The organism is Rummeliibacillus stabekisii (genome assembly GCF_007988965.1).
GTDB lineage: Bacteria > Bacillota > Bacilli > Bacillales_A > Planococcaceae > Rummeliibacillus > Rummeliibacillus stabekisii.
The window spans coordinates 55827-76997 of sequence record NZ_BJVD01000012.1 but is presented as its reverse complement, the minus strand read 5'-3'; the positions used below and the strand labels follow the sequence as shown (position 1 = coordinate 76997).

The 21171-nt window shown below is 38.8% G+C and carries 19 protein-coding genes, 1 pseudogene and 1 riboswitch; of the genes and pseudogenes, 7 read left to right on the top strand and 13 right to left on the bottom strand.

What is annotated here, in order from left to right:
• The first annotated feature begins 75 nt into the window (after positions 1 to 75).
• Positions 76 to 630: a flavodoxin family protein gene (locus RST01_RS14635; RefSeq protein ID WP_147197947.1), complete on the top strand. Its 555-nt coding sequence runs from the start codon at positions 76 to 78 to the stop codon at positions 628 to 630.
• Positions 631 to 704: 74 nt separating this feature from the next.
• Here the strand turns inward: RST01_RS14635 and RST01_RS14630 are convergent, their stop codons facing one another.
• Entirely contained in the window at positions 705 to 1535 is an 831-nt protein-coding gene (locus RST01_RS14630) for a class I SAM-dependent methyltransferase (protein WP_147197923.1), read from the bottom strand.
• A gap of 463 nt (positions 1536 to 1998) precedes the next feature.
• Here RST01_RS14630 and RST01_RS14625 point away from each other — a divergent pair, with 463 nt between their 5' ends.
• Positions 1999 to 2685, top strand: a complete 687-nt coding sequence (locus RST01_RS14625; protein WP_147197921.1) for a hypothetical protein — start codon at positions 1999 to 2001, stop codon at positions 2683 to 2685.
• Between the two features lie 3 nt (positions 2686 to 2688).
• On the opposite strand, the gene RST01_RS14620 is transcribed toward RST01_RS14625, so the two are convergent.
• The 8 genes from RST01_RS14620 to RST01_RS14585 all read right to left on the bottom strand — a co-directional run bounded on the left by RST01_RS14620 (position 2689) and on the right by RST01_RS14585 (position 12964).
• Complete coding sequence (locus RST01_RS14620; protein ID WP_244946734.1) at positions 2689 to 3444, bottom strand: tyrosine-type recombinase/integrase; 756 nt, start codon at positions 3442 to 3444, stop codon at positions 2689 to 2691.
• A gap of 251 nt (positions 3445 to 3695) precedes the next feature.
• Positions 3696 to 5282, bottom strand: coding sequence for a glutamine-hydrolyzing GMP synthase (gene guaA, locus RST01_RS14615; RefSeq protein WP_184117617.1), 1587 nt, complete (start codon positions 5280 to 5282; stop codon positions 3696 to 3698).
• A 95-nt stretch (positions 5283 to 5377) separates the two neighbouring features.
• Positions 5378 to 5479, bottom strand: a riboswitch (purine riboswitch).
• 34 nt (positions 5480 to 5513) lie between these two features.
• Positions 5514 to 7721 carry a transglutaminase-like domain-containing protein gene (locus RST01_RS14610; protein ID WP_147197920.1) on the bottom strand — a complete coding sequence of 736 codons (2208 nt, stop codon included), beginning with the start codon at positions 7719 to 7721 and terminating at the stop codon, positions 5514 to 5516.
• Entirely contained in the window at positions 7718 to 8920 is a 1203-nt protein-coding gene (locus RST01_RS14605) for a DUF58 domain-containing protein (RefSeq protein ID WP_147197919.1), read from the bottom strand. The genes RST01_RS14610 and RST01_RS14605 overlap by 4 nt, the downstream gene beginning before the upstream one ends.
• Positions 8917 to 9864, bottom strand: coding sequence for an AAA family ATPase (locus RST01_RS14600; protein WP_147197918.1), 948 nt, complete (start codon positions 9862 to 9864; stop codon positions 8917 to 8919). Before RST01_RS14600 ends, RST01_RS14605 begins: the two co-directional genes overlap by 4 nt.
• Before the next feature lie 195 nt (positions 9865 to 10059).
• Positions 10060 to 10884: an NAD(+) synthase gene (gene nadE / locus RST01_RS14595; protein ID WP_147197917.1), complete on the bottom strand. Its 825-nt coding sequence runs from the start codon at positions 10882 to 10884 to the stop codon at positions 10060 to 10062.
• Positions 10881 to 12362, bottom strand: a complete 1482-nt coding sequence (locus RST01_RS14590) for a nicotinate phosphoribosyltransferase (protein ID WP_066790129.1) — start codon at positions 12360 to 12362, stop codon at positions 10881 to 10883. Before RST01_RS14590 ends, nadE begins: the two co-directional genes overlap by 4 nt.
• Before the next feature lie 101 nt (positions 12363 to 12463).
• Positions 12464 to 12964 carry a methylated-DNA--[protein]-cysteine S-methyltransferase gene (locus RST01_RS14585; protein ID WP_147197916.1) on the bottom strand — a complete coding sequence of 167 codons (501 nt, stop codon included), beginning with the start codon at positions 12962 to 12964 and terminating at the stop codon, positions 12464 to 12466.
• 250 nt (positions 12965 to 13214) lie between these two features.
• Here RST01_RS14585 and RST01_RS14580 point away from each other — a divergent pair.
• From RST01_RS14580 to RST01_RS14570, 3 genes and pseudogenes are all read left to right on the top strand, one after another.
• Positions 13215 to 13847: pseudogene (locus tag RST01_RS14580) on the top strand (ABC transporter ATP-binding protein); the annotation flags it as partial.
• The gene (locus RST01_RS14575; RefSeq protein ID WP_147197912.1) at positions 13844 to 14599 is read left to right on the top strand and encodes an ABC transporter permease; all 756 of its coding nucleotides are present in this window, start codon (positions 13844 to 13846) and stop codon (positions 14597 to 14599) included. The pseudogene RST01_RS14580 and the gene RST01_RS14575, both read left to right, overlap by 4 nt.
• Positions 14600 to 15010: 411 nt before the next feature.
• A complete protein-coding gene (locus RST01_RS14570; protein ID WP_147197911.1) occupies positions 15011 to 15985 on the top strand; it encodes a proline dehydrogenase family protein in 975 nt (324 codons plus the stop codon).
• 50 nt (positions 15986 to 16035) lie between these two features.
• Here the strand turns inward: RST01_RS14570 and RST01_RS14565 are convergent, their stop codons facing one another.
• Both RST01_RS14565 and desA read right to left on the bottom strand, forming a co-directional pair.
• Positions 16036 to 16641, bottom strand: a complete 606-nt coding sequence (locus RST01_RS14565; protein ID WP_066790141.1) for a response regulator transcription factor — start codon at positions 16639 to 16641, stop codon at positions 16036 to 16038.
• A gap of 104 nt (positions 16642 to 16745) precedes the next feature.
• Entirely contained in the window at positions 16746 to 17741 is a 996-nt protein-coding gene (gene desA, locus RST01_RS14560) for a Delta(5) desaturase DesA (RefSeq protein ID WP_147197943.1), read from the bottom strand.
• Between the two features lie 271 nt (positions 17742 to 18012).
• Between desA and rpoN the strand changes: the two genes are divergently transcribed.
• Positions 18013 to 19302, top strand: coding sequence for an RNA polymerase factor sigma-54 (gene rpoN / locus RST01_RS14555; protein ID WP_147197908.1), 1290 nt, complete (start codon positions 18013 to 18015; stop codon positions 19300 to 19302).
• A gap of 34 nt (positions 19303 to 19336) precedes the next feature.
• A complete protein-coding gene (locus tag RST01_RS14550) occupies positions 19337 to 19912 on the top strand; it encodes a GNAT family N-acetyltransferase (protein ID WP_147197907.1) in 576 nt (191 codons plus the stop codon).
• 38 nt (positions 19913 to 19950) lie between these two features.
• Here RST01_RS14550 and RST01_RS14545 read toward each other — a convergent pair whose 3' ends face one another.
• Complete coding sequence (locus RST01_RS14545) at positions 19951 to 20376, bottom strand: HIT family protein (protein ID WP_147197905.1); 426 nt, start codon at positions 20374 to 20376, stop codon at positions 19951 to 19953.
• A 135-nt stretch (positions 20377 to 20511) separates the two neighbouring features.
• Positions 20512 to 21171, bottom strand: coding sequence for a class A sortase (locus tag RST01_RS14540; protein WP_147197903.1), 660 nt, complete (start codon positions 21169 to 21171; stop codon positions 20512 to 20514).

Below are 21171 nucleotides of genomic sequence, written 5' to 3'. Positions count from 1 at the left end.
AATAATCCGTTTTTATGATTCATACTTTCATTATAAAATATAAATAATCAATTTAACAAATGGAGGAAGCAAATGATGAGCATTGTTGTTCTTTATGGCGGAAGCCGTCCAAACGGAAATACCGAGAGTTTAACCAAAAAAGTTATAGAAGGATTAATGGTAGAAGAAATCTATCTAAACGATTATGTAATTCAACCAATAGTAGATAAACGACATGCAGAGGAAGGATTTCAAGAAGTCGATGATGATTACAATTCCATCATTGAGCGCATTCTTCCACACAACATTCTTATTTTCGCTACGCCAATCTATTGGTATAGCATGTCAGGAACAATGAAAAACTTTATTGATCGATGGTCACAAACATTGAAAGACTCAAACTATCCAGACTTCAAAAAACAAATGTCCCAAAAAAGCGCCTATGTTATTTCAGTAGGAGGAGATGAACCTCATCTAAAGGGTTTACCAATGATTCAACAGTTCCAATTTATTTTTGATTTTGTAGGAGTACATTTTGCAGGATATATTCTTGGCGAAGGAAACAAGCCTGGAGAGATTATGGAAGATAAAGTAGCTTTACTTGCGGCTGAACAGCTTAATGATCAGTTACAAATACTACTATCAGAATAAAAATCGAGACTACAAAAGTGAGCTAGAAACCCTTATACACAAGGAATTCCTAGCTCTCAATACCTCAATATTATTCACCTTGCACTTATAACAAAACTATTTAATGATTGCACATTGTCATTTGGGGTATTCATCAGTTCAAAGTAACTGTTAACCATTGTTTGTATCATTTGAGGAGCAACGCTGAACTCTTTACGAAAGCTATTCGCATAACTTGTTTCCCACTGCCCATCCTGCAAATACATGGCATTGACTGTACATTGCTTCTCTATTTGAAAGTTTGCCTGTTCAAGCATCTCTTGTATTTGTACTTTATGAAACAAGTTTTGTATATTTCCATCATTGTCTACAAAGTTAGAGTGTAAGGCCAGAATGGAAGCTGCACAAAAATGGGCACGCTGGGTTATGTCAGTGAAGTTAAGATCCCATTCCGCAAAGCATATACGTTTAGCTATTTTTCGCAATTTCTTAAAATAGCGAAGTAAATCCTCCGGCCTTTTGAAGTACCAAGAGCTGTGGGATAACACTGCTATATCAAATACTTCGTTAGCGCCAAATGCGTCAAAATCCATTTCAAAATGAAACGTAATGCGCTCTCCCAATGTAGACTTCTTAATCATGTCTGTAGCCTGACCTAATGTCAAAGGAGCTCCATACTCACGACTGGCAATATCAATTCCGACAACCTTCCCGTCTTCTCCCACTGCGTCAGCTAAGGCGACTGTTGTATCACCTTGGCCACACCCAATTTCTAGTATTCTCATACCTCTTTTTATCTCAAATTCCTTCACTAATTCTAATCGATGTTGTAACTGAACTTGCTGAACTTCATCTTCTTCAAATAGCTTGTATGTAGATAGAAACATTAATGTTGATTCGCTTAATTCTATTGATTTCAACCTCATTCCTCCTGACTAGCAGTTATACGTCGTTATGTTTTAAGGTACCTGGATACTGCAATTCTTTTTAGAATATTCTAATAAATTATTACAGTTTAATAATATCATAACTTATATAATTATTTTATAACCTCCATTAATTTTCAGTTCTGTTTACATAAATTCATTCCATCTTGATCCATAAAAAAGACTCTCCTTTTCCACTATGAATGTGAATAAAAGAGAGTCTTATTTTAAATACAATTATTGTGGTTGTTTAAAGCTTATTCCCACTCGATAAATTTTACATATTTATCTATATCAAATACTTATATCATCTAGGTTTATTTCAAGTGAATTTTATATTAAATTATTTAAAATTCATTTAATTGGTATCAAAAGTGGTATCATCCCCCCTCTAAAAATAACTAATATCACTCGATATAATAATATATATAGACTACTAATTAATTATAAGGAGATTTTAAACATGGTAGATAACCTATTCGAATATTTAAATACCTATTCAAAATTCAATCATCTAAAAGATTTCACTAAAAAAGTAGATTTCGATAATCTAGAAAAAGAAATCTCTAACTATCAGAAGGTATTGAATTATTGCAAGAAAAAAATACAGACAACTACTAAAGGCCAAAATTATACTAGGCGTTTCCCTTTAGACGATATACATCATTACTCTATTTCTTGGGATATTGAAAAAGCCAAAGAAATAATAGTAAATAATAAAATACCCGTATGCGACATGAAAGTTAATGATTTATGGGGAAATGTCTCAAAAGAACACTTGGATTTTGATTATATCAATAATACTTTGACATACGATCAATCAGAACCAATTATTGTAGTGTTTTATGCGCCATTAAATGCACTAATTCCAATTGATGGTAACCATAGATTAGCTAAACAATATTACAGAAATAAAAACGGCAAAATTTCTGCATATTTATTAGAACCTGATGAACATACTCAAGCTATGTGTGGTGAATATTATCGTGTTCTATATAAAATCAATCATAATCTTCAAGTAATAAATAATTATGTTTTAGGAAATATTAAAGCATATGAATATACAAATAACTACATCCCAAACAAAGGTGCTATGTTAATTTATAAATTCAATATTATTAAATATAAAATCCTTAGTTTTATAAACTAACCATTATAGATTTATAATGGGTAAACACCCTCTGATATATCCTGTTTTATTCTGCGTATCGAAATGCCCCAAAAGACAGCTAAGACTGTATACATCGATACCATTCCGCAGTTGCTTCTGTGCGTAGTAGTATCTGCAATCATGCGGTGAGCATCGGATCTCTTTTCTAACGCCAACATTCCGACAATGCTCTTTCAGTATTTTGTTAATGCGTGAGCGTGAAAGTTGAGCTGCTGACTGATCTAAAAAGTAATAGTTCTCGATTTCATCTGCATCCTTATGCTTAAAACGTGCCTTTTTCATCTCGTCATACTTGCGCATATATCTACGCATTGTCTTACTGATATAAACAAGGCGCTCCTTACTACCTTTTCCGTGTATTAAAATGTGCTTTCTAGCTATATCAATATTCTTTATATTGCAAAGCTCACTGACACGGATGCCTGTTTCAAATAAAAAGATAAGAATTAGCTTATCGCGAATGTTAGAATACGTTTCTTCTTTCACATCGTTAATAATCCTCGATACCTCATAGTCGTTAAACGTGATGATAACCCTTTTATCCTCTTTTAAATTCTTAATACGGCGCATTGGATTGTCAGCTTCGTCTATATATTCTTCCTCGACTACGTATTTAAAAAATACCTTTAGCGTGGCAATGCGATTATTGATTGTAATATTCTGCTCGGTACCGGTCTCTTGGCGCATCTGTATATAACGCTTAACGTGTATCGCTTTCACTTCTTCTACTTCATGCACGCCAAATACACAAATCTATATACGCCTTTTTCCGACTTTGAATCTGCTGATTGAGACGGAAGTCGTCTATTAGTTCAATAATTTTGGACACAAAAAAACTCCCCCTTATCTCCGAAATATCGAAAATAAGAGAGAGCATATTTATGATTTCAATTGTTGCGGGTGCCAGCGTGAAAACATTCACTCATAACGCCGTCAAACGTTGATATGACGCTGATTCCCCGTCAAACTGACCGTAAAAAATAACGAATCTATTCCCACTCAATAGTTGCAGGTGGCTTGCTCGTTACATCATACAGTACGCGGTTCACATGGTTAACCTCGTTGACTAGACGTACAGAAACTCTTTCTAGTACATCATATGGGATACGTGCCCAGTCAGAAGTCATACCGTCGATTGAGGTTACCGCGCGGATACCGATTGCATAATCGTATGTGCGTTGGTCGCCCATGACGCCGACAGATTTGATGTCAGGCAGCACAGTGAAGTATTGCCAGATTTGATCTTCAAGGCCGGCTTTTGCTACTTCTTCACGCAAGATTGCGTCTGATTCGCGGACGATTTCTAATTTATCTTCAGTTACTTCGCCAAGTACACGGATAGCTAGACCAGGACCTGGGAAAGGTTGGCGCCATACGATTTCTTTTGGAAGACCTAATTCAGTACCTAGAGCACGCACTTCATCTTTGAATAATGTTTTAAGCGGTTCAATCAATTCAAATTGCATATCTTCTGGAAGGCCGCCAACATTGTGGTGAGATTTAATCGTTTGAGCTGTTGCTGTACCGCTCTCGATAATGTCAGTGTATAGAGTGCCTTGTGCCAAGAAGTCCATGCCTTCTAATTTTGATGCTTCATCATCAAATACATAGATGAATTCGTTACCGATAATTTTACGTTTTTTCTCTGGATCACTTACGCCTGCAAGCTTGTCCATGAAACGTTTGCGTGCATCAATTTTGATAACATTCATGTGGAAGCCATCAGCGAATGTTTCCATTACGCTATCTGCTTCGCCTTTACGTAAAAGGTTATGGTCTACAAACATACATGTTAATTGATCGCCGATTGCTTTATGGATTAATACAGCTACTACTGAAGAATCCACGCCGCCTGATAGTGCGCAAAGCACTTTTTTGTCGCCGACTTGCTCGCGGATTTTGCGAATTTCCATCTCGATGAAGCTATCCATCGACCAATCACCTTTTGCACCACATACATCGAATACAAAGTGACGTAGGATATCGTTGCCGTATACAGAGTGGCGAACTTCTGGGTGGAATTGAACAGCATAGAACTTGCGCTCAGCATTGGCCATAGCAGAGATTGGGCAAGATTTGCTTGTCGCAATCGTTTTAAAACCTTCTGGAATAGCTGTTACCAAATCGCCGTGGCTCATCCATACAACTTGGTCTTTTGGAAGCTCAGCAAATAGAGCATTGTCTTCAACAATATTGATTTCGGCTTTACCGTACTCGCGGTGATCAGCAGGTTCAACTTTGCCGCCTAAAGAATGTGTCATCAATTGCATGCCGTAGCAAATACCTAAGATAGGCACACCCATTTCAAAAATTTGGTTATCAATGCGAAATGCATTTTCATCATATACAGAATTGGGACCACCGGAAAAGATAATCCCAGTCGCGTTCATTTCTTTTAATTCCTCAGCTGTAACAGTATGAGGGTGCAATTCACTGTAAACGCCAAATTCACGGATTCGACGGGTAATAAGTTGATTGTATTGGCTTCCAAAATCAAGAACGATAATTTTTTCTTGATCCTTTAAAATTGTACTAACTGACAACAGTTCCACCTCTTTTTTATTAGTAATGAACATCGCCTTGTATAAAAAAACGCGCACGAAAGAAAGCTCCTTCATACGCGTTTCAAATTATACAAAAGCAAAATAAACGAATGCATGCATAAATCATCCATCGTCTAAATTGCCTTCATAGTCAAACTGTTTACGGTAGTTTGGTAGAAACATTCGAACCATATCTTCGAACATATATGAGGGTCGTTCATTTATTGTTAGTTTTCTTCATTTTACAGGCAATACGACGCAAAATCAACCTGATGTCCGATTGATTAAATATTTCCAACATTCGATTAGTTCATCGCTCGGTTTACCAGGTACATCTTTGTTGTAAAGACGCTCCTCCATTGCTCTTGTTAAGATGCCCATTTTGTCTGTACTGTATGCGGCATCCACATGCTCAGCAAAGTCTTTGAGGGTTTGTCCTTCTTTTCTTCTGTGTCCTGCTCGCTTCAGTTGCTTTAGTAAATCTTCATACATTGCATCTAAATGGCGGTAGCCTTTTGTACGATGCTTAAAGATCAGCCATTTCGGCATCCACTTGCGGCGGGTAAAGAATAAAAGCAGAAGAATGGCAACGGCACCAATCAAGATACCCAACCAAATAGCGCTCCAGTTGTTCGTTTGATTAATAGCTGATTTCTTTTCTACTTGTTTCTTTTCTTTTTTCTTTTCTTTTTTTACTTTCTTTTCTTTTTTCTTTTCTTCTTTTTCCTTCTTTTCTACTTTTTGTTGTTCATTTTCTTTTTGCTTTGGATTGATGGCTGATTTTTTCTCTTTGCTTTTCACATCATTTAGCACATTATCAAACCCACCAAAGCCGATTGTCGGTTCAAAGGACATCCACCCTACACCTGGAAAATAGGCTTCTACCCATGAGTGGGCATTATTGTTAGTCACGACATAATGATGTTTGTTATCGCTCATCGGCACTTCATCGCCCTCTGAGAATCCCTTCACCCATCTAGAAGGAATGCCAATCGTCCTCAGCATGACCGCCATTGAGGTAGAGAAGTTGTCACAGTAGCCCGATTTCGTATCAAACAGGAATTGATCTACATAATCTTGTTTTCCCTCGGGTGTTCCTACTTCTAAGCGTGAATACTTATAGCCGTTGTTTTGAAAATAGGAAACAATGGCATTAGCCTTGCCGTATAAGCTCTTTTCATCTTTTGTAATAGTTTTAGCCAGTTTCTCTACTCTGGCAGGCAAGGTTTTCGGCACTTGTAAATAAGGCTTGAAATCCTTTGATAATCCCTTCAAGTCAGACGTCCTAGTTCTTGTTAAAGCCTTCAGGCTGTATTCTGGCTTGGAGTAGGTCATTGAATAGGATGGCAGGACAATTTTTTTGCCATCCATTGTCGGACGGATTTTTTCGCTATCAATCTCGATATAAAATTGATCGCCCATATTTTGTTCATCCATTTTTTGCAGTCCATATGGCTGAAGTACAAATTTGTAGTCTTTCTTCAGCTCAATTTCTGCATGTTCTCGGTTTTTCTGTTTGCCGGGTTTAAGCGACATAGGTATCTTTTCGCCATAGTCAAAAGTATGAACATATATGTCCCCTTTTTTTCTTACCCAGCCTTTACCTGTATAAATATTTTTCGTTTCAATGCGCCAATATTGGTTTTCTTTAGCCGTCGCGACAAAAACAGGTCTATGATCCTCTTCAAAAGGACCGCCTAATTTCTCGTCATCTTCGACGTACCCAATCTTGCCAATCTCTCCAGTCTGGTTTTGCTGCATATCTAGCAGTTTCTTGAGCGGCTGTGGCGGAGCAACGACTGCCTGCTTCTTAGGTGCCACATAGGCGAATAATGTACAAACTGCAATCATACACGCAAATGGCAGCAGCCATTTGAAGCTGCTTCTTTTTTTCGGTATAGCTCGTTCGCTTTCAAGCAACCTATAAAGATATAACCCTGACATTAATAGGGTTCCTTCAATCATAGTGCGGATAATGGCATACTTAGCATCATACTCCGTAAATGTATCTAACAGGCTTAAAAAAATGATGGTTACCAAAAAGAAATAAAAAATGGAACGCTTGGCAGTAATCCAATGGTGAATGAGATAAATCGCCATCCATAGCAGAACAAAGAATAAGATACTGCGGAATGAATCTGCGATGCCGTTCCAGTCGCCGTTTGTGACAGCTCCTATACTTCCAGTAAACTCGCTAATAATACGCGTAAAACTATTTAGTGAAAAAACAGCTGTGCCCATATAGACATACATCAAAAACCAGGCAATATAAATAATCTTCACCACAAAGGAAAGCACAATATTGATATTAAAGGCATTGCCCGCTAGGCATAAAACGATAAACAGTAGAAACAATCCAAGGTGCCCTGTAGAGGTTAAGTTCACGACTGGTATCAGCCATTCACATAACATCAGGAACACAAGAAGGTAAAGCCCTATTTTTTGAGCCCATTTTGCAATTGTTCTGCTCATGGCTTCATCACCTCCATAAAGGCGTTAGGAAACTGTGATGGCGTAAGAGGTACAATGCGGATACTTTGATCTATTAGTCCGCCTATTTTCTCCACACTATCTTCCAGCGGCCGAAGTAAAAAACACACTGCTGGTCCTGATTGTTTGGACGTTCTTTGCAATACCTGAGCCCATTCTTTCGAAAGATTGCTCGTGACAAAATAGATGCCTGAATTATTTTCGAGCAAACGATGCTCCGGCAGGCTTTTTTCAAACTGCTCTATTGGTTCTGGTTGTAATTGGGCCATTTTATATAACGCTTGCTTCAACTGATCATTCGTGTGGATGCCTTGGATGAATACTTGTTTAGCCCCTGCAAATAAAAAAGACAACGTTTCGCGCTTTTTGACAGCAGCAGCTAATATGGATGCACAGAATTCCACTTGTTCTTCAAATAGCTCTTCCTGTGTCCCATCCAGGATCAGGCACCACTCTTTTGACTGTTGGCTTTCAAAGGTTTTGGTCTGCAAGGTTTGTGTTTTCGCGAATGTCTTCCAATGAATCCATGACATCCGATCTCCTGGCTGATAGTCACGAACACCAGATACCACCGTGTGATCGCGTTTCGATGAAAGATTAGAGCTCCCAGTACTACTTTTATTTTGCAGAGGTGGGCTTGTATATTTCATCTCAGTAATTTTAGGCGTCACCACAATAGTTAACGGTGACGGCACAAATACTTTCCTTTTCATCCACCCAAAGAAATCTGTTACAGTCAGCTCAATGCCTGCTTGTTCATAATATCCTCGTTTCAGTTCAGTCGCTTCATAAGCAAATACAAAACTTTTCTTTGTTCCTAGCATTGTTACTTGTCGGGTATCTTCATCCTTTATGGGAAGTGCGCCTTCAGCGGCCTTTTCCTCAGCTATCACATACAGTAGCGGAAAACGGAACATCCGCTTGATGGTCGTCTCCACTATCAATGATTCCCCCTGTACGGCTTGCTTTTTTATACTTGTCCGTTCTGCAGAAAAGCGAAATGGCCAGAAAAATAGCAGAGTTGAATACAAGGCAAAGGGCAGAAACATAAAAAAGATAAACCAGCTGACAAAGCCCCCCTGCATTAAAGCGAAGGAAAGAGAGATTGCAAGCAACAGCAAAATCAAGAATAATCGAATAAATGCTTGCAAACCTCGCCCTATTGCATGGCGCTTCATCATAACAATGCCCTTTTAACTGGAACTGGAGTATTTATGATCATGCGGCCAATCACATCCTCAGCCGAAATTTCATCATATCTTGCAGCCGAGTTCAAAATAATCCGATGAGAAAATACATAAGGCGCTAAATATTGGACATCATCAGGCGTCACATAGCGTCGGCCCTTTAAGAATGCATAGGCTTGAGAGGCTTTCATCAGAGCAATGGATCCCCTCGGGCTGACTCCAAGGAATACAGACGGATTCTCTCGTGTGGCTCTGGAAAGGTCTACAATATAGGTTTTGACAAGTTCATCTACATGGACCGTCTTGATCTCTTTTTGAATCTCTTTTAATTCCTCTAATGAAAGAACAGCCTCCAGTGTTTCTATAGGACGCGATCCTTCAGCCCTTCTTAAGACTTCCATTTCGTCCTCATGCGAGGGATACCCCATATTTAATTTTAAGAGGAAACGATCCAATTGAGCTTCTGGCAGTGGATACGTCCCTTCGTATTCAATAGGGTTTTGGGTGGCCATGACAAAGAAAGGCTTGGTTAGTTCAATTGTCTTTCCTTCAACCGTAATAGCTGCTTCTTCCATCGCTTCAAGCAAAGCGGCTTGCGTTTTAGGAGATGTACGGTTTATTTCATCCGCTAGCACGATATTTCCCATGATAGGACCTGGGTGAAAACGGAATTCCATCTCTTTGGGATTATAGATTGATACACCAAGCACATCAGAGGGCAACAAGTCAGGTGTAAATTGAATCCGTTTAAAATTAGCGCTAACGGATTTTGCAAGAGCGCGCACCATCATGGTTTTCCCAACGCCTGGTACGTCTTCGAGCAATATGTGGCCTTCCGCTAATAGTGCAACAATACTTAACTCTGCTATATGTCTTTTGCCAATCATCACCTTTTCAATATTTCGTATGATGGCTTGAATTTTTTCTTGCGCTTCCATACTTGTCCTCCTCTACCGTTATGTATCATGAAAATCGATTCGTAGTTCTCTTATTATATAGGCTAATGTACACTGTGGCAAAAAACCTATTGAGTTCCCAGTCTTTCCACTGCGAAAGAATTTTAGAAGCGCCATCAAAAATAAAACCGGTTCTATCTTTTTAAGAACCGGTTTCTAGTTGAGTAGTGTATGAAGTTATTTCCAAAAATCATCAAAAATCGTAATAGGCATATGGCGTTTATGTTGGGACTTGCAATAGTAATCCTCTAGTTTCTTGCGAGCCGCTTCAGGGATTTCCTTGCCGTCCAAGTAATCATCAATTTCGTCATACGATACGCCAAGTGCTACTTCATCCGGAATAAGAGGACGATCTTCTTCCAAATCAGCTGTTGGCACTTTTTCATATAAGTGTTTTGGACAATCAAGCGCTGAAAGCATCGCCTTTCCTTGCCATTTGTTTAAGCGGAATAGCGGCATAAGATCTGCTGCTCCATCACCAAATTTGGTATAGAAACCTGTGATGGCTTCAGCCGCATGGTCTGTACCAAGTACCACTGCACTATGATGAGCAGCAATGGCATATTGCACTTTCATGCGTTCACGCGCTTTTTCATTTCCTTTTAGGAAGTCTGTCAACTTAATGCCCGCTTCTTTTAACGATTGGACACCCGCATCTACTGCAGGCTGAATATTCACTGTATAGGTGAAAGTGGGATTAATAAAGGTCAGCGCATCCTGGCAGTCCTGTTCATCTCTTTGGATACCATATGGTAATCTTACTGCCCAGAAGGAATACTTATTATCCCCGTTTTCCGTATTTAGCTCATCCACAGCCATCTGTGCCAGTTTGCCCGCTAATGTCGAGTCCTGTCCGCCTGATATGCCAAGCACGAAACCTTTGACGAATGAATTCTTCTTCGCATATTCCTTTAAGAAATCAATGGACTTACGAATTTCTTCTTCAGGATTAATCTCAGGCTGCACACGCAATTCTTCGATTATTCTCTGTTGCAATGTCATCTATTATCTCCTCCTAAATGTAATTCGTGCACCATATCTCTAACTTCTTGAATGTTGCGCATTTTATTGTCCCAACATTTTTGGCTAAGGTCGACAGGGTATTCTTCCGGATTCAATGAGCGTTTATATTCATCCCATAAGAAGTTGAGATTGTCTTTTGCATATTCTTTCATCTCTTGTACTGAAGGTGTTTCATAGATTTGCTTACCGTCTTCAATTACTTTCTTATGAAGGTTTTTAGCAGCAAAGTTCGTAACAAATTTTGAGATAAAGGTATGCACAGGATGGAACATTTTCAGGCGCTCTTCCGCTTCTGGATTTTCATCATGCATGGTGATGTAATCTCCTTGCGCTTTTCCGTTTTCTAAATCAATAATACGGTAAACTTTTTTCAATCCAGGAGTCGTTACCTTCTCTGCATTAGCGGAAATCTTAATGCGATCCTGCATGTTCCCTTGCTCGTCTTCCAACGAAACGAGTTTGTATACTGCTCCTAATGCTGGTTGATCATATGCTGTGATTAGTTTGGTGCCTATACCCCAAGTGTCGACCTTAGCGCCTTGCGCAAGGAGATTCAAAATTGTATATTCATCTAAATCATTAGATACCACAATTCTGGCATCCGTGAAACCTGCTTCGTCTAACATTTTGCGGGCAGCCTTTGATAAAAAGGAGATATCGCCGCTGTCGAGACGGATTCCCAAGAAATTAATCTTGTCGCCTAATTCTTTCGCAACTTTAATGGCTGCTGGTACTCCGGACTTTAATGTATCGTACGTATCTACTAAGAATACGCAATTTTTATGGCGGCGTGCATATGCATGGAATGCTTCATAGTCATTTTTATAGGCTTGTACCAAAGAATGTGCATGCGTTCCAGCAATTGGAAGATTAAATAGCTTTCCAGCTCTAACATTACTTGTAGAATCAAACCCACCGATAAATGCTGCACGTGATCCCCAAATTGCCGCATCCATTTCTTGCGCACGTCTTGTGCCGAATTCCATGACGATATCTTCTTTGACTACTTGCTTAATGCGGCTTGCTTTAGTTGCAATCAATGTTTGGTAGTTCACAATATTTAGCAAAGCTGTCTCAATAAGCTGTGCCTCTACTAAAGGTGCCTCTATCCGGAGAATGGGTTCATTGCCGAATACAAGCTCCCCTTCTTCCATCGAATAAATATCACCTGTAAACTGCAAGTCTTTTAAGTAATCTAAAAAGTCTTCTCTATAACCTTGTTCCTCACGAAGATAGTTAAGGTCTGATTCGCTAAAACGAAACTCTCGTAAATAGTCCAGTATTCTTTCTAAACCTGCAAAGATTGCATAGCCATTGCCAAACGGCAATTTTCTAAAATATAATTCGAAAACTGCTTTTCGATTATGTATTCCATCTGCCCAATAGGACTCAGCCATATTAATTTGATATAGATCTGTATGCAGCGCTAGGCTATCATCTGGATAATGTGATTTCATTTTTCATAGTCCCTTCTTCCACATTTTACTTAAAACATAGTATACACCAATTGTCTCTGAATATATCTTCCTAAGGCAGTAGTTGCCACAAAAAGGGAGCACTATTCCTTAAAAGGCACTTTTTCAATGGTCAATAACGTTTTCTTTAACGGAATTCCACTGCTAAATCCAGTTAACGTTCCGTTCTTACCGATAACCCTGTGGCATGGCACCGCAATGAGAACAGGGTTTTTGCCAATTGCACCACCGACTGCTCTCACAGCCTTCGGATTGCCGATAGCTTCTGCTATATCTGCGTAGGAGACCGTTGACCCATATGGAATTTGCTGTAATGCTTCGAAAACCTTCAGTTGAAAAGGTGTACCCTTTAAATCGAGCGGCAAATCAAAAATTGTTCTTTCCCCCGCAAGATATTCTTGTAATTGGCTTTTGTAGAGGGCCATTTTTTCTGGAGCTTCCACTAATTCGGCGTCACCTAGATGCTTACTTCCCCATTCTTGTACTTCTTCCAATGTGATCCCGACACAACACACCCCTTGATCGGTCGCTGCCAAAACTAAAGAACATTGTTCATCTTCCAAGCGTGTCCAATATAAATGCACTTTGAATCCCCCCTGTAGCTTTCAAAATTCAGTAATTTTAGAGAGCAAGAAAATGAAGCCTTGCTTACTAAATGAATAGATATTGGTAATAATTCTATCAAAAAACCAAGTATGTTACATTAGAAGAAACACTATTCACTAGGAGTTACATATGAATTCAATCGAACCTTCAGCCATTCACTTTAAACATATAGAGTACGAAACAGGAGAACAGCATATCTTACGTAATATTACAGGTTCTATTTCAGCAGGTAAGATTACGGCGCTTGTAGGACCTTCAGGGGCAGGAAAAACGACTTTGCTTCGGCTTTGCAACGGATTAATCTCCCCTACAGCTGGTGAAATTTTCATCGATCAAACGCCTATAGCTTCAATAGATCCGATTTCACTACGACGCCGTGCGGGCATGGCGCTTCAATCTGCACCCATGCTGAACGGGACAGTTTTTGAAAATTTAGCTTTGCCAAGGCAGCTGCAAAATCGGTCATTAGATAAAAAGGAAGCGATTAAATTATTAGATGATGTAGGATTAAAACCCGAAAACTTGAAGAAGTCTATTCGCGAGTTATCCGGTGGCCAGCGACAGCGCGTATCGCTTGCACGTACATTAGTGAACCGTCCGAGCATTCTTCTATTAGATGAGATTACCTCTGCGCTTGATCCTTCTTCTATTAAGGAAGTAGAAACATTGATTAAAAGGTTGAATGAAAAGGACCAAACGACGATTATTTGGATTACACATAATTTAGAACAGGCCGTCAGAATGGGACATTATGCATGGGTAATGGCAGAGGGAAAACTAATAGAAGCAGGAGAAAGCTCTCTGCTAAAGAATCCAAATGAAGAAATCACCAAACGGTTTATTAAGGGGGAGTTGGTATGAGTTACGGTACACTCTCGCTTACACTCGTCTTTGTCTTAATCCCGCTGCTACTATCTAAAACACTTCATCTTCAGTTAGAAAAAGATGTTTTAATCGCTACAGTTCGATCCATTATTCAATTGCTTGCTGTCGGGTATTTCTTGAAATTCATCTTCGAATCAGACCATCTTGTTTACATCCTATTCATGGTTGCATTGATGATTGGTGTCGCTACAGGCAATGCCAGAAAAAAAGGCAGCAAAATAAAAGGCATCACATGGAAGATTGCCTTGACGCTTACAGCGATTGAGATATTAGTGCAATCTATATTGCTTGGATTTCACATTGTGCCGCCAACAGCGCAATATATTATACCAATTAGCGGGATGGCAATCGGCAACTCGATGGTGCTGTCGATTCTCTTTTTAAATCGGTTTCAGGCTGAAGCCGATGCCCATCGTGATCAAACCGAACTCATCCTGACACTTGGCGGAACGCCGCGGCAAGCCATTCATACACAATTGACCAGAGCTATAAAAGCAAGCATGATACCGACAATCGAAAGCCAAAAGACGATTGGTTTAGTCCAATTGCCCGGCATGATGAGCGGTCAAATTATTGCTGGCGCAGACCCTGTACAAGCCGTTCAGTTTCAGCTTCTAATTCTCTTTATACTTCTTACTACTGCAGCGATTTCGAGCATTCTTCTCGGCTTTCTATCATACCCCTCCTTATTTAATGAGCGGATGCAGTTGTTGAAAGAGAAAGAGTAATAGAATTTAGGCAAATAAAAAAACGTTTTTCCTATTCCATGTAGGGAAAACGTTTTTCTGTCATAATATTAAATTTGTACCTCAATACTAAGTTACTTATATTATTGTGCAATTGCAACTTGTTTTCTTAAAAAGCAACATAATTCGACACAAAAGAGCCTAATCATTCTATATAAAACTCTTCTGTCCGAACACATTTATCATAAACCCCTCCTAGCTTTTCAACAACTTTTTTGCTTAAAAAGAAAATAAGAAATGAATATAAAAACGTTACAACGGGACACCAGCGCGCTAATTGATTGAAACTTTCCTAAAATTATTTTTTTCATTTAACTTTGAACAGAATGACTTTTTCGTTAAATATGATATAATTGAAAAAAATAAAATATTCACAACAAGGGGAAGTAGCATATGTCACTTAAAGATTTTTTCATCGCATTGTCTGAAAACCAGTTTTTAAACAACAATGCGAAAAAATATGGTCTTAAAATGGGAGCTGCGAGTGTTGTAGCTGGTACGAATATCAATGAAATGATTAAAAGCATTAAAGAGTTAAACTCACATGGCATTTCGTGCACAATCGATAACTTGGGGGAGTTTGTTCACGATAAAGCTGAAGCTACAGCTGCAAAGAATCAAATCTTAGCTGTAATTGAAGCCGTTAACGAAACAGGGGTAGATGCGCATATCAGTTTAAAACCTTCTCAACTAGGTTTAGATATTGATTATGATTTCTGCTATGAAAATTTGAAAGAAATTGTCGAATTAGCAGACCGCTATGATATCTTTGTTAACTTCGATATGGAAAACTATGCACGCCTACAACCATCATTTGACTTGCTTGAGGAATTGTCACGCGAGCACGATAATATCGGAACTGTTATTCAAGCATACTTTTTCCGTGCAAAAGAAGATATCGAGAAATATAAAAACTATCGCCTTCGCATCGTAAAAGGCGCTTATAAAGAGCCAAGCGAAGTAGCTTATCAAACAAAAGAAGAAATCGACCGCAATTATATTGAGCTGTTAGAGTACCATTTATTGAATGGCAAATTCACATCAATTGCAACACATGACCATAATGTAATCAACCATATGAAACAATTTATCGCGGCACACAACATTCCAAAGGAAAAGTATGAATTCCAAATGCTATATGGCTTCCGTCGTGATATGCAACTTGAGCTTGCAAAAGAAGGCTATAACTTCTGCACGTACGTACCATTCGGCCAAGATTGGTACGGGTACTTTATGCGCCGTTTAGCTGAGCGTCCACAAAACTTAGAGTTAGTTGTTAAACAAGTGTTCAACAAAAAGACAAACACATTAATCGGCTTGACTGCTGCAGGGTTTGCCCTTGGTCGTTTAACAAAACGCCGCAAGTAATATATAAAAATAGATAAAGCGGATTCATATTTATATGAATCCGCTTTATCTTATTTATTCCACCCTTTTTCTTTAAAACGGGCAATAGCTTCAATTCTGTTGCTGACTTCTAATTTATCTAGGATTGTGGAAATATAATTTCGTACAGTACCCGGGGAGAGAAAAAGTTCAGCGGCAATTTCTTTCGTTGTCTTCCCTTTTGCGACAAGTTCTAATACTTCACTTTCGCGATCGGTTAAAGGATTTTCGATTTCTTCCTCATAAACAATATCGATTAGTTCTGGTGCGAATATCCGTCTTCCATCCATAATGACTCGTATTGCATTAACTAATTCCTCAATTGGGCTATCTTTTAATAAATAACCTCTCACACCTGCTTTTCGTGCACGCTCAAAGTATCCTGGCCGTGCAAACGTCGTCAGGATGATCACTTTACAGTCTTTATCTTTTAGTTCTTCGGCAGCATCGAGCCCTGTCTTCTCAGGCATTTCGATATCCATGATGACAATATCAGGTTGAAACTCTTCTACTAGTGTTAGGGCATCTAAGCCATTATAGCCTACCCCTACTACTTCCATATCTGCTTCCATATTAATTAAAGACTTGAGCGCGCCCAGCAGCATTCCCTGGTCTTCTGCTATAACAATTTTAATCACTTTGCATCCTCCTCTTTGACCGAAGGCATTTTATGTCCATTATACTAGCAAATAATTGAAAAGCCATTCCATTTGACTGGAACAGCTTTTTGTGGAATTTTTCTTTATAAATAGTGCGGCACTTTTCTTTTATATTTTTGTGTACGCACTCTTTTTTTGACATCTTTAAACGTCACAAAGCTTTTTTGCGATGTATCATACAATTTATAGCGTAGTGATTCTAGGCTTGTTTTTAGCGTGATTGTAGTAGCCCGTTGCAAAGGCGGTGTTTGCTGGTGCGCATCTGCTAAATGATAATTTGGTATGCGCGGCGCTAAATGATGAACATGATGGAAGCCAATATTGCCTGTTACCCATTGCAGAACAATCGGCAATTCATAATAAGAACTTCCCTCCACTGCCGCTTTTACATAATCCCATTCTGATTCATTTTCAAAATATGAATCCTCGAAGGTATGCTGAATGAAAAAGAGCCAAATACCTAGCGCACCCGCTACAAACATGGTCGTCCCATGGATAATCAAAACGGAGGGGATATTTGTCAGCAATGCGAGGCCAACAAGCAATGCAGCAAGTCCCAAGTTTGTCGCGTATGTGTTTAGGCGTTCTTTTTTCCTTGCATCTTTACGGTTGAAGCGATTGGATACCAATACTAGATAAAGAGGCCCTAAACCAAACATCACAATTGGCTGGCGATACGCTCTATAGCAGAAACGGCGCCATGGTGTAGCGCTAATATATTCCTCAACTGTCATAACCCAAATATCGCCGATTCCCCGCTTATCCAAGTTTGAGCTTGATGCATGGTGAATCATGTGCTCTCTCTTCCACTTTTCGTACGGAAAAGATGTAAGCACCCCTGTCACAAACCCCACACAGTCATTTGCTTTCTTGTTTTTGAAAAAAGAACCGTGTGTACAATCATGGAAAATAATGAACGTTCGCACTACAAAACCTGCGGCAACAATGCTTAGAAGGATTGCACCCATCACTGTATATGGCAAAATCAAATAGGCGATCACCCAAAGAATTAACATCGGCACAATGGTATTAATCATTTGATAAATACTTTTTTTCATTTCTGATTGCGCAAATGGCATTACTGCTTTTCTTAATTGTTTCGTTTTTTCGCGATCTGTCAAAAACTCCACCCCCAGCTTTTTAATCTCTTGATACTATTTTAAGCGAGGTAGAGTCATCCCCATAGACATAGATGTCATAAGGATAATATGACACTTATCATGTTTGACCATCTAATAAACTATTGACTGTCTATTTCATTTGCCGGATACATAAAGTATAATATTTTATACATGAAGCAGCATAATTCATTACGATTTTATGAAAAGATCTGATAGGGAGGGCTTTTTTATGGAATTACTTCTAAACCAAAAGCAAGAACTAAAGCTTTTAATGACGTCTCAACTCCGCCAATCGATTGAACTGCTACAATATTCAACAACAGATTTGGAACAATTCATACGGGAACAAGAGCTAGAGAACCCATTGATTGAATTGCATGATTCTCCCCCTTCTCCCCAAATTGAAAGGATTTCTTCTGAGTGGGCGATAAAACCTGCGGGCATGCCTCAGGAGATGATCAAGGCTCGTGAGGAAAATGGAAGAGATCAATTAATACAAATTGTTAATGTCACTTATAAAGAAAAGACAACGAAAGACCTTTTAAAATATATTATTCATAACCTCAATGATTTCGGCTATCTAGAGATAGATGAACAGAACTGCCCCTACACAGATGTAGATCTCTCCCATGGGATTTGCCTTTTACAGCAAATTGGCCCAGCAGGTGTTGGCGCTCGTACAATTGAAGAATGCTTAACCCTTCAGTGCAACGAACGGTTTCCTCAGCACTATTTATTAAAAGAGGCAATCAAAACATGCTTGCCCTTAATTGCAGAAAAAAAGTGGAAAGAAATGGCCAAAAAGCTGAATTGTTCCGTAGAGGAAGTCGCTTATATAAATAACTGCATCTTATCTTTCAATCCTAAACCATGTTTATTAAAACAAGATAGAACCGAATTTGCACAGCCAGATATTATTGTGATTGAAGAAAGAGGCGGGTTTGCATTCTTTTTGAATGATCGCTATTTGCCATCAGTTACATTGAATGAACAAAACTTACATATCCCAACCAGCAATGGCGTAGAAAAACAGTATATAAAAGAGCAGTACAAAAACTATCAATGGCTTGTCAACAGCATTGAACAGCGCAGGCAAACGATTATCAAGATTATGCATGTCCTATTAGAAAAACAGCCGGCCTTTATTAGGAACGGTTTATCAGAGCTACTTCCTTTAACATTAAAGGAAGTAGCCAGGGAAATCGATATGCATGAATCAACTGTTAGCCGTGCGACATCCAACAAGTATATCCAAACACCAGCTGGCCTATTTGAATTAAAGTCATTATTCTCCTCGAAGGTAGAGAGTGCTAACGGGCATCAATTCTCACAAGAAAAGGTGAAAGCCCTTTTAAAACAATTTATAGGAACTGAAAACAAGAAAAAGCCTTTCTCAGATCAAAAAATTGCTGAGTATTTCAACACGGAGTATGCAATCCAGATTGCCAGAAGAACGATCAGCAAATACCGTGATGAGCTCAATATTCCATCGGCCAGCATGCGTAAACAGTGGATTTAATAGTTAGATAGACACTAAGATAAGAGGTGGATCCATACAGATGGAAACAATATTCGGTGACTTACCTACGCTCGAAACAGATCGTCTCCTACTTAGAAAAATCGAATTGGAAGATAAAGAAGATATATATGCCTACACTTCAAATGAAGAGGTCTCAAAATACGTGACATGGGACACACATAAGTCACTAGCTGATACGAGTGGATTTATTGAATTTGTGCTCGCCCAATATCGGGTAAAAAAAATTGCGCCATGGGGCATCGAGTATAAAGAAAATGGAAGGCTAATCGGCACTATTGATTTCGTAATGTGGCAGCCAAATTATCATGTTGCTGAGATTGGATATTGCCTGTCTCAGGATTATTGGGGAATGGGCATTGTAACAGAAGCTGCATACGAAGTGATAAAATACGGCTTTACTCACATGGATTTAGTCCGCATTCAAGCAAGATGCATGGCAGAAAATATTGGTTCCGCACGCGTGATGGAGAAAATCGGTATGTCCTTTGAAGGAGTTATGCGAAAATCCATGTATACCAAGGGAATTCAGCGTGATATCAAAATGTACTCTATCTTGGATGACGAATTTTTTTCTTCTCAAAATATATGAATTTGGCCCTGTTCCGTTCACAATAAAGGGATTGGATTTTAATCCAATCCCTTTATTGTGTCTATGAGTTTTCTTTTTGTCTCGGCTAATTTATTTTCTGCTTCAATGTCAGTATCGCCATATTCAGTAAAAAATTCCGCAAAGTTTTGTCCTTTATATAGCGGAACCATGTGCATATGAAAATGTGTGAGTTCATCAAAAGCCCCACCATTTTGGCATACCGTAATTCCCTCTGGATTAAACAACTTATTTATAGCTTTGGACATCATTCCTGATGCCTTCATTAACGATTTTGCCGAATGTTCGTCAAATTCATCAAAGTATTGTATATGTCTTTTCGGCAAGATTAGAACATGTCCCTCATTATAAGGTTTGTGGTCTAAAATACAACTAACATAATCATCTTCGAATACTATGTGAACAGCTTCTTCTTTATTTGCTAATTTACATCCAAAACAGTCCATTTAATACCCCTCCCCTTTGTATCTTATTATATACTCGTTTTCTAAATTTTGTAATATTTTAAAAATATATAATAAAAAAAGGGCAGTCAGCATTAGCCAACTGCCCCGCCTTGGGTTTAGAGCAATCATGAAATTCTACGTGTTCAAAAAGTAACTGTTATTTGCTTTATAAGGGAATTGCCTTACATACTCACCTCTGACAATAAGCCTTTGGGTACCATCTGCGTTGCATGTGACAAGTGTGATAAGTCGTTTTTGACCGATATCTTGAATCACATCAACCTGAGTGGGCTGTACATAAGACATATCTTCTATTCGATATTCATATATCTCTTGAAAATCCGTTAGATACACCTTCATGCCCTTCTTAGCTTTAGTCAACGGGCTAAATAGTGTCTTTCCATCATTCATATTGTGGGCAGCGAGGGCATAATTCCCCTCTCCCATTTCTTGCTCTTTTTTCATCGTACCTGCTCCGACTGTCAAATTGGCATTCGAGATGCCATAAACAATAGGTAGCTGAAGCTTTACTTTAGGAATGTGGATGGCGCCGATCGCATGAATATTTTTTTTCTTCGTCCGTGCATCTAAAACATCCCGAAGTGTTACATTCTTCACTTGGGCAAAATCAAACGAAGAATGCCTATCTTCTTTTTCAGTTGGCTTACTGGCTTTTTGTATCGTCTCTTTTGACATCTGGCCAACTAAAAAGGTCATGATCGGTTTTTGAAAGCTTAACGTCATTCCAACAAGAAGCAATAAGGTTCCTGCAACCAATAATATTTTTCTAGTCAT